General features: G+C 70.3%; 14 protein-coding genes. 6 read left to right on the forward strand and 8 right to left on the reverse strand.

The window, feature by feature from the left end; genetic code table 11:
- Positions 1 to 143 precede the first annotated feature (143 nt).
- The 3 genes from lpdA to C4313_RS09355 are packed head-to-tail and all read right to left on the reverse strand — an operon-like array spanning position 144 to position 3,485.
- Positions 144 to 1,559: a dihydrolipoyl dehydrogenase gene (lpdA, locus tag C4313_RS09345; protein WP_352429595.1), complete on the reverse strand. Its 1,416-nt coding sequence runs from the start codon at positions 1,557 to 1,559 to the stop codon at positions 144 to 146.
- 36 nt (positions 1,560 to 1,595) lie between these two features.
- Entirely contained in the window at positions 1,596 to 2,669 is a 1,074-nt protein-coding gene (locus C4313_RS09350) for a bifunctional phosphoglucose/phosphomannose isomerase (RefSeq protein WP_352429596.1), read from the reverse strand.
- 42 nt (positions 2,670 to 2,711) lie between these two features.
- Positions 2,712 to 3,485: a glycerophosphodiester phosphodiesterase gene (locus C4313_RS09355; protein ID WP_352429597.1), complete on the reverse strand. Its 774-nt coding sequence runs from the start codon at positions 3,483 to 3,485 to the stop codon at positions 2,712 to 2,714.
- Positions 3,486 to 3,599: 114 nt separating this feature from the next.
- Between C4313_RS09355 and C4313_RS09360 the strand changes: the two genes are divergently transcribed.
- Both C4313_RS09360 and C4313_RS09365 read left to right on the forward strand, forming a co-directional pair.
- Positions 3,600 to 3,812: a hypothetical protein gene (locus tag C4313_RS09360; RefSeq protein ID WP_352429598.1), complete on the forward strand. Its 213-nt coding sequence runs from the start codon at positions 3,600 to 3,602 to the stop codon at positions 3,810 to 3,812.
- Positions 3,813 to 3,824: 12 nt separating this feature from the next.
- Positions 3,825 to 5,159: a glycoside hydrolase family 1 protein gene (locus tag C4313_RS09365; protein ID WP_352429599.1), complete on the forward strand. Its 1,335-nt coding sequence runs from the start codon at positions 3,825 to 3,827 to the stop codon at positions 5,157 to 5,159.
- A 59-nt stretch (positions 5,160 to 5,218) separates the two neighbouring features.
- On the opposite strand, the gene C4313_RS09370 is transcribed toward C4313_RS09365, so the two are convergent.
- The gene (locus C4313_RS09370) at positions 5,219 to 6,325 is read right to left on the reverse strand and encodes a glycoside hydrolase family protein (protein WP_352429600.1); all 1,107 of its coding nucleotides are present in this window, start codon (positions 6,323 to 6,325) and stop codon (positions 5,219 to 5,221) included.
- A 316-nt stretch (positions 6,326 to 6,641) separates the two neighbouring features.
- Between C4313_RS09370 and C4313_RS09375 the strand changes: the two genes are divergently transcribed.
- Both C4313_RS09375 and C4313_RS09380 read left to right on the forward strand, forming a co-directional pair.
- Positions 6,642 to 7,331 (forward strand): FHA domain-containing protein, encoded by a 690-nt coding sequence (locus C4313_RS09375; protein ID WP_352429601.1) that lies wholly within the window; start codon positions 6,642 to 6,644, stop codon positions 7,329 to 7,331.
- On the forward strand, positions 7,328 to 7,705 hold the full coding sequence (locus tag C4313_RS09380; protein ID WP_352429602.1) for a YraN family protein: 378 nt from the start codon (positions 7,328 to 7,330) through the stop codon (positions 7,703 to 7,705). The genes C4313_RS09375 and C4313_RS09380 overlap by 4 nt, the downstream gene beginning before the upstream one ends.
- A 21-nt stretch (positions 7,706 to 7,726) precedes the next feature.
- On the opposite strand, the gene thpR is transcribed toward C4313_RS09380, so the two are convergent.
- The 4 genes from thpR to C4313_RS09400 form a co-directional block, all read right to left on the reverse strand.
- Positions 7,727 to 8,317, reverse strand: a complete 591-nt coding sequence (gene thpR, locus C4313_RS09385; protein WP_352429603.1) for an RNA 2',3'-cyclic phosphodiesterase — start codon at positions 8,315 to 8,317, stop codon at positions 7,727 to 7,729.
- A 99-nt stretch (positions 8,318 to 8,416) separates the two neighbouring features.
- The gene (locus C4313_RS09390) at positions 8,417 to 9,199 is read right to left on the reverse strand and encodes a family 16 glycosylhydrolase (protein WP_352429604.1); all 783 of its coding nucleotides are present in this window, start codon (positions 9,197 to 9,199) and stop codon (positions 8,417 to 8,419) included.
- Positions 9,200 to 9,213: 14 nt separating this feature from the next.
- A complete protein-coding gene (locus C4313_RS09395; RefSeq protein WP_352429605.1) occupies positions 9,214 to 10,392 on the reverse strand; it encodes a phosphoglycerate kinase in 1,179 nt (392 codons plus the stop codon).
- A gap of 181 nt (positions 10,393 to 10,573) precedes the next feature.
- Complete coding sequence (locus C4313_RS09400) at positions 10,574 to 11,608, reverse strand: BMP family lipoprotein (protein ID WP_352429606.1); 1,035 nt, start codon at positions 11,606 to 11,608, stop codon at positions 10,574 to 10,576.
- Between the two features lie 281 nt (positions 11,609 to 11,889).
- Between C4313_RS09400 and C4313_RS09405 the strand changes: the two genes are divergently transcribed.
- Together C4313_RS09405 and C4313_RS09410 are read left to right on the forward strand one after the other, a co-directional pair.
- Positions 11,890 to 12,213: an ArsR/SmtB family transcription factor gene (locus tag C4313_RS09405; protein ID WP_352429607.1), complete on the forward strand. Its 324-nt coding sequence runs from the start codon at positions 11,890 to 11,892 to the stop codon at positions 12,211 to 12,213.
- A 23-nt stretch (positions 12,214 to 12,236) separates the two neighbouring features.
- Positions 12,237 to 12,581, forward strand: a 345-nt coding sequence (locus C4313_RS09410; RefSeq protein WP_352429608.1) for a DsrE/DsrF/DrsH-like family protein, incomplete at its 3' end; no start/stop codon positions are given.

The raw sequence follows: 12,581 nt of genomic DNA on the forward strand, positions 1-12,581 counted from the left end.
TCCTCGACCCGTGGCGCGTAGACCGGCCCAGGGCCGTTCCGCCGCCCGAGGGATCCCCACAGGCGTCCCTTCCCGGGGAACTCCCGGTAGGGCCGCATGGGGTTCCCCGTTCACCTCCCCTTTCGCGCCCCGCCGGGCCGCCCTCAGATGTGGAGGGCGGCGCCCAGGACGGCGTGGGCGGCCTCGGCCAGGACCTCGCTGAGGGTCGGGTGGGCGTGGATGGCGCGGACGATCTCCTCGGGGGTGAGTTCGGCCACCCGGGCCAGGACCATCTCCGGCAGCAACTCGGTGACCTCCGGGCCGATCATGTGCACGCCCAGGATCTCCCCGTATTTGGCATCGACCACCAGTTTGACGAAGCCGGCGTGCTCCCCCAGCGCCAGGGCCTTGCCGTTGGCCTGGAAGGGGAACTTCCCCACCTTCACGGTGTAGCCCTGCTCCCGGGCTTGCCGCTCCGTGAGGCCCATGGAGGCGATCTGGGGGCGGCAGTAGGTGCAGCGCGGCACGGCCAGGTAGTCCAGGGCCGGGGGCATCGGCCCCTTCTCCTCCCGGGCGGCGATGTGCTCGACGGCCACGATCCCCTGGGCGGAGGCCACATGGGCCAGGGCCAGTTTCCCCGTCACATCGCCGATGGCGTAGATGTGGGGCACCGAGGTCTGCATGAACTCGTTGACCACCACCGCCCCCTTCTCTGTCTGCACCCCCACCGCCTCCAGCCCCAGGTCCTCGGTGTTGGGTTGCACGCCCACCGCCACCAGCACCGTCTCGGCGGCGAGGGTCTGCCCGCCGGCCTCCACCGTCACCCCGCCGTCCGCCGCCCGCACCGCCTCCACCCGGGTCCCGGTCATGAAACGGATCCCCTGGCGGGTGAACTGCTTCTCCAGTTCCACGCTGATCTCCTCGTCCTCCAGGGGAGCCAGGTGGGGGAGCATCTCGATGAGGGTCACCTCGGCCCCGTAGGTCCGGAAGAGGTAGGCGAACTCCAGGCCGATGGGCCCGGCGCCGATGATGACGATGGAGCGGGGAACCTGCTGGAGTTCCAGGGCCTGGCGATAGGTGATCACCCGTGGGGGGTCCAGGGACATCCCGGGCAGCAGCCGCGGGCGCGCCCCGCTGGCCAGGACGATGTATTTGGCCTCCAGCACGCCCTCGAACCGCTGGCCCCCCACCGCAGCCCCCTGGGTGGGGCGGACCTCCACCTGGTGCTCCCCTCGCAGCCGGCCCTCGCCCTCGTAGACGTCGATGCGGTTCTTGCGCATCAGGAACTGCACCCCCCGCACCAGCCGTTCGGCCACCTGGCGGCTGCGCCGCTGGGCGACCGCGTAGTCCACCCGCAGGTTGTCGAAGGCGAAGCCGAACTCCGCCCCGCGGCGGAGCCACTCCAGGATCTCGGCGTGCCGGAGCAGGGTTTTGGTGGGGATGCAGCCCCAGTTCAAGCACACCCCGCCCAGATGCTCCCGCTCCACCAGGGCCGTCCGCAGGCCCAACTGGGCCGCCCGGATGGCCGCCACATACCCCCCTGGGCCACCGCCCAGGATGACCACATCGTAGGCCGGCATGGATCCCTCCCGTGTAGAAGATGGCGAGGCGATCGCTCACTCCGCCGCCGCCAGGCGGGCCTTCAGTTCGGCGATCACCGGCACCGGCGACGGGTCGATGGCATAGGCCAGGGCCAGGTAGACGCTGATGTAGTCCCCCAGGAGGACCAGGGAGAAGACTTGGGCCATCCGGCCCCGCCCCCGCCCGACAAAAAGATCCGTGTTGAAGCCCCGGCGCATGAGCAACTCGCGGGTCAGGCGGACGCGCAGGGCGTTGCGCGGGTGGTCCGAGGGCGCGCTGAGGAAGAGGGCCATCCGGTGGGGCGCTGCCTCCGCCGGGAACTCCGCACCCACGATGGTGTTGTGGTCGGCCTCAGGGAGGGCCTCGAAGAAGGCGGCCGCCTTGGCGTTCTCGTTGATCTGGGTTTTCCAGCGGCGGGCCACCTCGGCCAGCGGCCCCGCCCCGAAGATCACCGGGATGCGGCCGATCAACTGGCCGGCCATCCGCTTGGCGGGGTTGCGGGCCACCGGGACCTCGGGGGCCATCTCGACGATCCCCTCCCGCAGCACGGCGGCCGCTTCCGCCAGTTCCTCCGAGGGATCGGGGATCAGGTTCAGCCGGCGGAGCAGCCCCAGCAGGAGGGCGAAGGCATACCCCAGGGCCGCCCGGGGCTGGCCCACCGGCGGGAAGCGAAACAAGGGGATCCCTGCCTCCTGGGCCCACGCCGCCAGCCGCCCGCCTGTCGTTAGGGCGGCCAGGGCGCACCGCCGCCGCCGGGCCTCCTCAAAGGCCGCCAGGGTCTCCTCGGTCTCCCCCGAGTAACTGGAGGCAACCACCAGGGTCCGCTCCCCGCGGGCGAAGGCCGGCAGGGTGTAGTCCCGGACCACCGTCAAGGGGACCGGACAGATCTCCGCCGCCAGGGCAGCCACCAGCGAGGCCCCGATGGCCGAGCCCCCCATCCCCGCGACGAGGATGTGATCGAAGGCGGCGGCCGTCCAGCCTTCCGGGAGGGGAGTCGCCATCGCCAGCACCCACCCGTCCTCCAGTTGTCGGGGCAGATCCGCCACCAGGTCCAGCATCCGCCCCGCGTCCAGCGCCCGCAACCGGGCCACATCGTTGAGGTCCACCATCGCCCGCGCCTCCGGATCGGCGGTGGGTTTACGGATCGCATTTTAGCACGCTTCCCGTCCCCTTCCCGCCTCCTCGAGACAGGCCCGCAGGGCAGCGGGGTCGTCGGTGATGATGGCCGCCACGCCCAGCCGGATCAGCCGCTGCATCTCCTCCGGCGCGTTGACGGTCCAGGCCACCACCGCGTAGCCCCGCCGGCGGCACGCCTGGACGGTGGCCCCATCGATCATGGAGGCGTGCAGGTGGCGGGCGTGGTGGGGGGCCAGCGGGGCGAGCCAGGCCCGGCGCAACGGCAGCGGGAGGTCGGGGGCGATGAGCAGGCCCCGTGGGATCTCCGGCGCCAGGCGCCAGGCCCGGCGCAGGGCGAGGGGGTTGAACGAGGAAATCAGGACGGCCCCGCCCAGCCCATACCGCCGCACCGTCTCGACCACCGCCCGCACCAGACCGTCGTCCCGCGCCGAGAAGGTTTTCAGTTCGATGTTGTAGCGGGCGCGATCCCCGAAGGCCGCGAAGACCTCGGCCAGGGTGGGGATACGCTCCCCAGCGAAGCGCGGGTGGAACCACGCCCCGGCGTCCAGGGCCTTCAGTTCGGCCACCGTCCGCTCGGAGACGCGCCCGCGGCCGTTGGTGGTGCGGCTCAGGTCGGCGTCGTGGACCACCACCGGGACGCCGTCGCGAGAGAGGTGGACATCGAGTTCGAAGCCGTCGGCCCCTTGTTCGAGGGCCAGTCGGAAGGCGGCCAGGGTATTCTCGGGGGCCCAGCGGCTGGCCCCCCGGTGGGCCAGGTTCAGGGGGCGATCGGGGCGGAAAAAGGCCATCGGCATCTCCTCCCCGTCCGCGGATGGGAGCGGTCCCTCCCATTTTACGTCCGGGTTGCCGGCCGCGGCCCCCCTGTCCACAATGGTCCCCGAAGCCGAAAAAGGAGGGGCGCGATGATCCCGCCGGGGCGCCTGCGCTGGATCCAGCTGTTCCTGGCCGGTCTGGTCGGATCCGTGGCCGGGTGGACGCTGGCGGCGGCCCTGCTGGTGACGGTGACCGCCCACGGCCCCCTCACGCCGGGGGTCGCCGTCGCCCTTGGGGGCGCCGCTGTCAGCGTAGGGGCTTTGGCCGCGTGGATCGCGTGGACGGGATGGACGCCGCGCTGAGGGGAGGCGGACATGGTCACCTTCGCCTTCCATTTTCCACCGGGGTTTCTCTGGGGCACCGCCACCGCCAGCCACCAGGTGGAGGGCGACAACGTCCTCAACGACTGGTGGCGCTGGGAGCAGGAGCCCGGCCGCATCCGGGACGGGGGCCGCTCGGGGCGGGCCTGCGACTGGTGGCGCAACGCCGAGGCCGATTTCGATCGCGCCGCCGCCCTGGGCCAGAACGCCCACCGCCTCTCGGTGGAATGGAGCCGCGTCGAGCCCCGCGAAGGGTTCTTCGACGACGCCGCCCTGGACCGCTACCGCCAGATGCTGCGGGCCTTGCGGGAGCGGGGGATAGAGCCCATGGTCACCCTGCACCACTTCACCAACCCCCTCTGGCTGGCCGAGCAGGGCGGGTGGGAGAACCCCCTCGCCGTCGAGCGGTTCGAGCGCTACGTGACCCATACCGTGGGAGCCCTCCGGGACCTGTGCCGCCTGTGGTGCACCATCAACGAGCCCAACGTCCTGGCCTACATGGGGTGGAACGAGGGGAAGTGGCCGCCGGGGAAGCGGGACTTCGGCCTCACCATGCAGGTGCTGCGCCACCTGATGCGCGCCCACGCCCGGGCCTACCACGCCATCCACCGGATCCAGCCTGAGGCCATGGTGGGCCTCGCTCATAACATGGTGGTCTTCGAGCCGGCCCGCCCCGCCTCCCCCCTGGACCGGCTGGTGACCCGCCTGCACGATCGCATGTTCAACCGGCTGGTCCTGGAGGCGGCGACGGCCGGCCGGGAGCCCGGGGCCCTCGTCCGGCGCGCCCTCGCCGCGATGCGCGACACCTGCGACTTCATCGGGCTGAACTACTACACCCGGCGGCTTTCCGCCTTCGACCGGCGCTCGTCGGCCACCCTGTTCGGCCGGACCTTTCTGAACCCCTATGGGGAGCGGAGCGATGGAGATTATGGAGAGGTGTACCCCGAGGGACTCTACCGCCTGTTGAAGCGCCTGGCCCGCTATGGCAAACCGATCTACATCACCGAGAATGGGATCCCCGACGCCGACGATGACCGGCGCCCCCGCTTCCTGATCCGGCACCTGCACGCCATGTGGCGGGCCATCCAGCAGAACGTCCCGGTGCGTGGGTATTTCCATTGGACCCTGGTGGACAACTTCGAGTGGGCAGAGGGGTGGACCCTGCGGTTCGGGCTGATCGAAATGGATCCGGAGACGGGGGAGCGACGCCCCCGGCCCAGCGCCTTCCTGTATGCGGAGGTCTGCCGGGCCAACGCCCTGACGGCCGAGACCATCGCCCGCTACGCCCCCGACCTGCTGGAGGACATGTTCGGGCTGGGAAAGACGTAGGGGCACCGCATCGTTGCGCCCATGCCCCAAGACCAAAACCCATCGTCCGCCCCCTGAATCTAATCGCCCGGTCCGCTGGCGGAGCGGGCATAACGCCGGACCGCCTCGTAGACCGGCCGGGGACGGAAGTCCAGATCCAGGAAGGCGTAGCCGTCCAAGACGGGCGGTTCCGGGTGGGCGTAGCGGAGCGCCCACATGGCCACCGCTGGGCACCAGGGCCAGTGCCGTCGGGCATATGCGTAAGCCCGCACCGTGTAATCGGCGCGCACCGCAGAGGGGAGCCCGTGGTCGTAAACGGGGGACTCGTTCCATCCGGCCTCGGTGATGTAGATCGGCCGGCTGTCCCCATAGGCCTGCATCAGGGCCCGGGCGAGTTCCACCCGCCGGAAGTTCAAGCGGCCGGGATCCGGCGGCTCCTCGGGCGGGCTCCCGAACCCATAGGCATGCCACGCCCAGCCGTCCAGGTAGGGGGCGATGCCCTGCGCGTAAACCGCCTGCAGAAACCGCAGGTCGTTTATCACCCGGGGGGAGTCCTCCAGGGTGGGAGCCGGCCCTCCGGCCAGCACCGGCACCTCCGGGGCTGCCGCCTTGACCGCGGGGTAGACCGCCTTCATCAGGGCGACGAAGGCCTCCGGGTTCGGCGGTCGCTCCCCCCACTCGATGGAAAGGTTGGGCTCGTTCCAGATCACCAGGGCGGCCACCTGATCCCGGTAGCGGGCGGCGAAGGCGGCGGCGAAACGGGCGAAGCGGAAAACCCCCTCGCCCCCTAGCCAGGTGGGGTTACCGCGGGGCGGACGCGCCCAACCCGGCACCAGGCCCAACCGGGCGATGACCTTCAGGCCCTCCCGCCGGGCCAGCAGGAGCCGCAGGTCACTGTGGTCCCAGGCGTATCGCCCCGGCTGCGGCTCCAGATAGGCCCACGGGAAAAACTCCACCACCCACACCGCGCCCATCTCCCGGGCCATCTGGAAGGTGCGCGCGATCTTCCCCACGTCCACCTCATCCGTCACGCGGGTGTGGACCCCGATGAGGGGGTTCGTGGCCTGAGGGGTCCGGGCCGGCCCCAGGGTGAAGGCCAAAGGGCCCGCCCCAGGGAGCGCGAGGAGCATCCCCATCCCCAGCAGCAAGCCCAACCACCGCCGGGCCGCCACCCTCGTGTGCATCATCCCCGCTGTCCGGTGCCGATCTTCCCGTCACGAGCCCGGGTCCGGGGGCGGCCCCGGCGGACCCAAGGGGACCCGGACGATGCAGGTGGTGCCGCGAGCGTCGCTCTCCACTTCGATGCGCCCCCCATGGGCCTCCACCGCCAGCCGGGAGAAGGCCAGCCCGTTCCGTGGCGCATCGTCATTCGACCCTTCGGCAGGAAGGGACTCCCTTCGCTCTATTTTACCACATCCGGATCTTTCCCCAAAAGGCCCAGGCCCCCTCGCTCCGGTGCGGATTATAAAATGGACTGGGGGAAGCCCGAGGGCGGAGGACGCAATGGTCGGGACAGAAGCGCCGATGCTGGTGATCACCGAGGGCGCCCTGGCCGGGCAGCGCTGGCCCATCGACCAAGAGGTGGTCCTCATCGGCCGCAGCGAGACCTGCGACCTGGTGTTGCCGGAGCGTCAGATCTCCCGCCAGCACGCCCGCCTGCGCCGCCAGGACGACGGTTATTACATCGAGGATCTGGGGAGCAAGAACGGGACGTTCCTGAACGGCCAGCCCCTCCCCCCTTTCGTCCCGCACCGTCTGAAGGACGGCGATGAACTGGCCCTGGCCCTCTGCGTGCGCATGCGGTTCGTCAGCCCCGAGGTCACCCTTCCGCTGGAAGCCCCGCCCGCGCCGGCCCGCTTCTCCGGCCTCCGCATCGACCGAGCCGCCCGCCGGGTCTGGGCGAACGGCCGCGAGGTGGTCCCCCCGCTCTCCCCTGCCCAGTTTCGCGCCCTGGAGCGCCTGGCCCTCGCCCGCGGCGCGGTGGTCGGCCGGGAGGAACTGGTGGCCTATATCTGGCCCGAGGAGGATCCCCGCGGGGTCACCGAGCAGGCCCTGGACGCCCTGATCCGCCGGCTGCGGGAGCGGCTGGCCCAGGTCGACCCCGACCACGCTTACATCCTCACCGTGCGGGGCCACGGCTTCCGGCTGGCAGACATCCCGCTCCAGTTGCAGGGGGATCCGGAGGAAGGATGAAGCGGCCCTCCCGCTCCCGACAGGCGTCCGGGCGCGCGGCGGAGGCCTTCGTCGCCGCCGCCCTCGAAGCCCAGGGCTACTGCATCCGAGCCCGGAACTGGCGGTCGCCCTTCGGGGAGATCGATCTGATCGCCGAGGGCCACGGCTGGCTGGTTTTCGTCGAGGTGCGGGCCCGGCGGGGGGATCGGTTCGGGGCCCCAGAGGAGAGCGTGGGCCCCCGCAAACGCCAGCGCCTGCTCCAGACCGCCCTCGCCTACCTGGCCGGCCTCGAGGGACCGGAGCCCGCCTGGCGGATCGACTTGGCCGCCGTGACCCTCGACGCCCGGGGCCGCCCGGTGGCGGTGGCTTTCTTCGAGAACATCGGGGAAGCATAGGCCACAGACGGCGCGGGCTCCTTACGCGGGGCCTCGCAACGGGATGCGGACGATCGGCGTGTAGCGGGCGCCCTCCGGATGGAGGTCGCTGCGCATCAACGTGATCTCCGCCGCGCGCACCTCCCCCAGCCGCTCCACGGAGGTCCGGCCGACCACCTCGGCGATCCGATGGTGATGGGCCGGCGTCGCCTCCCGGGCGACGCGGCCCAGGGTCAGATGGGGCTGATACGGGCGGTCCTCCGGCGGGTAGCCCAGTTTCTGCATGCTGGCCTCCACCATCCGCTGGAAGCCCGCCAAGGCCCGCGTGGGATCTCCCACGCCGACCCAGATCACGCGGGGGTGGCGGACGTCGGGGAAGCAGCCGAGGCCCTCGACCACGAAGACGAAGGGCCCCCGCTCCAGCGCCAGGCCTCGCAACGCTGCAATGACCTCGTCGACCTGGGCCATCGGGACCATGCCCAGGAACTTGAGGGTGAGGTGGATGCCCTCCGGGCGGACCCACCGGATGGGCACCTCGCGGAGCTCCCGGCGCAGATGCTCCTGGATCTCGGCCAGCCGCTGCTGGAGCGCCTCCGGCATCTCAATGGCGATGAAGGCGCGCACTGCCACCATACCCGGACCTCCGGCGTTGTGGAGCGGGGGCGATCGTCGATCCCGCAAAAGGCGATGGTGGTGCGGCGCCCGGTGCACCACCATCGCCCCCTCCCCATTTTAGAGGATTTCTGCCCATCCATCGCCGGCCTCGATCGCCACCCGCCGCAGGATCAGGGCCTGGGGTTGGGGGACTTCCAGGAAGCCGCTGGCGATCCCCCGCTCCGGATCCAGGCGGAGGAACTGGTTGTCCACCCAGGCCACGAACCCCAAGGGCCCTGCGGGCGCAAAGGGGGCTGTGTGCACGGGGACCTCGTCGACCGCGAAGGTCACGCGGTCCCGCTCCCAGCGGATCTCGTAACGATGCCATGCCGTCCAATCGAGATCCTCTAGGAGGCGCTGGGAGACGGCCATCCAGCGCCTCCCCAGGCCCACGGCTGCCCGGGCGATGCGGGGATGGGCCAGCCACCGATAGACCCGCGAGGCCCACCCGGGAGGGAGGGGAAGGCGCGGGGCCCTCAGGCTGCGCCAGACCATCGCCCGCCACCCCGGGCCGGGATCATCCGGGGAGAGGGCCAGACGGGAGGGGGAGGAAGCGAAGAAGAACCAGACGGCCGAGGGCGGGGCGGCGAGGGCGCCCGGGAGAGCCCCCGCGTTCCAGAACCCGAACCCGGCGGTCCCCACCCACCCGTCCGCCGGCGCCGAGAAGCGGGCCTCCACCGTCAGGCGAACCGGGGGGCGCCACCGGAGGCGGGCGCCACTGTAGTCATCCACTTGGGCATCCGCATAGCGATCCCCCGGCTGCGGGAGCAACTGCAACACCAGGCCCTCGGGGCCCTCGAAGACCTCGGCCGCCCCCATGGTCATCCGCACCCAGGGCCGGCCTGGGGGCGTGGGCCGCATCGGGCCTCCTCGCCTCAGGCAGAGGGCCGATCCTGGAGGGCGGCGATGCCCGGGAGGAGGCGCCCTTCCAGGAACTCCAAACTGGCGCCCCCGCCGGTGGAGATATGGGTGATGCGATCGGCCACGCCGGCGGCGTGGACGGCGGCCACCGAATCGCCGCCCCCCACGATGCTCACCGCCCCGCTGTCGGCCACCGCCCGGGCGATGGCGAAGGTGCCCTCCGCGAAACGCGGGAACTCGAAGACCCCCATAGGGCCGTTCCAGACGATCATCGCCGCCCGCCGGATCTCCTCGGTGTAGCGGGCCACGGTCTGGGGGCCGATGTCTAGGATCCGCCAGCCGGGCGGCACCCCGTCGACTAGGACCACCCGGGCCGGGGCGTCGGGGGCGAAGGCCTCTGCGATCACCACGTCCACAGGCAGCCAGAGGCGCTCCCCACCCTGGTCCAGCAGGCGCCGGGCCGTCTCCAGGGCCTCATCCTCCACCAGCGAATCGCCCACGCTGTAGCCTATCGCCTTCAGAAAGGTGTTGGCCATCCCCCCGCCGATCAGCACCCGATCGGCCCGGGCCAGGAGGCTCTCGATCACCCCGATCTTGTCGGAGATCTTGGCACCACCCAGGATGGCCACGAAGGGGCGGGCAGGTTGGGTGAGGACCTGGCTCAGGTAGCGGATCTCCTTTTCCATCAGGAAACCGGCCACCACCGGCAGGTAACGGGCGATAGCCTCCACCGAGGCGTGGGCGCGGTGGGCGGCCCCAAAGGCGTCGTTGACGCAGAGGTCCCCCAGACGCGCCAGCCGGCGCGCGAACTCGGGGTCGTTCTTCTCCTCCTCGGGGTGGAAGCGAAGGTTCTCCAAAAGCAGCACCTGCCCGGGCTGGAGGGCAGCGGCCTGTGCCTCCACCTCCGGCCCGACGCAATCGGGGGCCATCTGGACCGGCCGGCCGAGCAGCGCGCTCAGGCGCTCGGCCACCGGCCGCAGGCTGTAGGCCGGGTCGGGTTTCTTCGGGCGGCCCAGATGGGACATCACGATCACGGCGGCGCCCTGCTCCAGGAGATACTGCAGCGTGGGCAGGGCGGCCCGGATGCGGGTGTCATCCGTCACCCGGCCCTCCGCGATGGGGACGTTGAAATCCACACGGACCAGCACGCGGCGGCCGCGGACGTCGACATCGCGCACCGTCATCTTGTTCATCGGCCACCTCCTGCGTCAGCGCGAGGATCCAGAAAGCCCCCCGGACCCCAGTATAGAGGCCCGCCGGAAAGGCGCAAGGGACAAACGGAAGGTCCGAAGCGCAAAAGGATTCACAAAAAGGCCGGGGCAGGGAACGATTCCCTGCCCCGGCGGTGTCCCGGCCCTCGGTCTGGGGGCGGCTTTACGGCTTGGCTGGCGGGACGTTGGTCTGGATGGTGCCGTCGGCCAGGCCCTTCTCGATCTCCGCCAGTTTCTGACGGACCTCCTGGGGGACCTGGCTCTCCAGGTCGTGGAAGGGGGCCAGCCGGACCGGGCCGATCACGTTGCCGCCCTTCCACTTGCCTTCCATCGCCGCCTGGATCAACCGGAAGGTGCCCTCGGTGAGGTCCTTCATGGCGCTGGTGAGCAGCACGCTGCGGGCCTCGGGCACCGTGTAATACTGGTCGACGTCCACCCCGATGGCCAGGCACTTCTTGGTCTCGGCGCAGGCGATGAGGGCGCCATTGCCCGTCTTGCCACCCGCCCCGAAGACCACGTCCACACCCTTATCCACCAGGGAGAGGGCCGTCGACTTGCCCCATTCCGGATCCGTGAAGGTCTTGTCCAGCCCCACGTCGTTGTGGTAGACCACCAACACCTCGACGTTGGGCCGCACGTATTTGGCCCCGGCCCGATAGCCCTCGCCGAAGCGCCAGACCGGCGGGACGGCGTCGGTGCCCAGCACGGCGCCGATCTTGCCGGTCTTGCTCATCAGGGCGGCCAGGGCGCCGGCCATGAAGCCGGCCTTGTCCTCTTCGAAGATCAGCCCGGCCACGTTCTCGATGGGGGTCTCCTGGAACTGATCCACACCGATGAATTTCACGTTGGGATACTTCTTCGCGGCCTCCCGCGTGGCCTCGCCCAGGGCGAAGCCGACGGTGACGATCACATCGTAGCCGGCGTCGGCGAACTGGGCGATGTTCTTCATGTAATCGTTGGGGTCCTGGGTCTCGATGTACTTGGCCTCGACGCCCAGCTCCTTGACGGCCTTCTGGACCCCCTCCCAGGTCCCCTGGTTGAAGGACTTGTCGTCGATCTTCCCCACGTCCGTGACCAGGCCGACGCGGAACTTCTTGGCCGGCGGGGCCGTGGGGGCCGGGGCCGGCGGCGCACAGGCCGAGATCAGCAGCCCCAGGAGCACCGGGATCAGGATCGCCCGCAGGGTCTTCTTCGACATCGCAACCTCCTCTCCTCCGTCACAGGAATCACCGGGCCAGGACACGCCCCCATTATAAGGGAGATTCTCTGGATCCGACAAGGCCGCTCCGCCCTTGGGTTCGGGTCCGCCGGCGGCGCGCCGCCAGCGTTTTCCTGAACTCCCCCGATAAAAATGATCCGCCTGATCGAAATCCCCCGCCGGATGGAACATCGTACGCGCCATAGTGTGACAAATGCCACAAGCTTGGGGACCGCCTTCCGGTTATCCTGTTAATCGGATAACCGGAAGGGGAGCGTACGATGGAACGGCCGACGCGCCAGGAGGTCCTTCGCTGGCATGCCGAGATCTGTGCCGGGCTGGCCGATCCCACCCGCATCCTCATCCTTTATGAACTGGCGGAGGGGCCGCGGACAGGCACCGAACTGGCCCGCCGCCTGGGCCTTCCCCAATCCACCGTCGCCCGCCACCTCCGGGTCCTGGCCTCCCGGGGCCTGGTGATCCCCTCCCGCAAAGGCGGCGTGGTCGAATATCTGCTGGCCGATCATCGCGTCCTCCAGGCCCTGGATCTGATGCGGGCCGTCCTGATCGATCGGGTCCATCCATATCGGCACATCGCCGGATGAAACCGTGGCCGGGAGGAGCACCCATGGCCCTCGAACCGATCGCCCCAGCCGTGACCGCTCAGGAGGAGCGGCAGACCCAGAACCGGCTCTCGATGGTAGTGTTCAGCGGCGACATGGATCGCCTGATGGCCGCCTTCATCATCGCTACCGGCGCGGCCGCCTCGGGGATGGACGTCACCATGTTCTTCACTTTCTGGGGCCTGCAGGCCATCAAAAAGAAGACCGCCACCGGCCGCAGCCTCTTCGGCCGCATGCTGGGCCTCTTCCTCAAAGACATCCACGGCGTCGGCCCCAGCAAGATGAACTTCGGCGGCCGAGGCGGATCTGGAGGAACTGGCGGAGATCGCCTTCGGGTCGTGCACGCTGTG

This window comes from Thermoflexus sp. (assembly GCF_040289485.1).
GTDB lineage: Bacteria > Chloroflexota > Anaerolineae > Thermoflexales > Thermoflexaceae > Thermoflexus.

Coding starts and splice junctions, on each gene's coding strand:
- C4313_RS09350 (WP_352429596.1), bottom strand. CDS start 2,669: ATGGTGGACCTCAACGATGTGGCCCGGTTGCGGGCGCTGGACGCGGGG.
- C4313_RS09360 (WP_352429598.1), top strand. CDS start 3,600: ATGATCCCGCCGGGGCGCCTGCGCTGGATCCAGCTGTTCCTGGCCGGT.
- C4313_RS09390 (WP_352429604.1), bottom strand. CDS start 9,199: ATGCGGCCCACGCCCCCAGGCCGGCCCTGGGTGCGGATGACCATGGGG.
- C4313_RS09375 (WP_352429601.1), top strand. CDS start 6,642: ATGGTCGGGACAGAAGCGCCGATGCTGGTGATCACCGAGGGCGCCCTG.
- C4313_RS09370 (WP_352429600.1), bottom strand. CDS start 6,325: ATGATGCACACGAGGGTGGCGGCCCGGCGGTGGTTGGGCTTGCTGCTG.
- C4313_RS09400 (WP_352429606.1), bottom strand. CDS start 11,608: ATGTCGAAGAAGACCCTGCGGGCGATCCTGATCCCGGTGCTCCTGGGG.
- thpR (WP_352429603.1), bottom strand. CDS start 8,317: ATGGTGGCAGTGCGCGCCTTCATCGCCATTGAGATGCCGGAGGCGCTC.
- C4313_RS09380 (WP_352429602.1), top strand. CDS start 7,328: ATGAAGCGGCCCTCCCGCTCCCGACAGGCGTCCGGGCGCGCGGCGGAG.
- C4313_RS09405 (WP_352429607.1), top strand. CDS start 11,890: ATGGAACGGCCGACGCGCCAGGAGGTCCTTCGCTGGCATGCCGAGATC.
- lpdA (WP_352429595.1), bottom strand. CDS start 1,559: ATGCCGGCCTACGATGTGGTCATCCTGGGCGGTGGCCCAGGGGGGTAT.
- C4313_RS09365 (WP_352429599.1), top strand. CDS start 3,825: ATGGTCACCTTCGCCTTCCATTTTCCACCGGGGTTTCTCTGGGGCACC.
- C4313_RS09395 (WP_352429605.1), bottom strand. CDS start 10,392: ATGAACAAGATGACGGTGCGCGATGTCGACGTCCGCGGCCGCCGCGTG.
- C4313_RS09355 (WP_352429597.1), bottom strand. CDS start 3,485: ATGGCCTTTTTCCGCCCCGATCGCCCCCTGAACCTGGCCCACCGGGGG.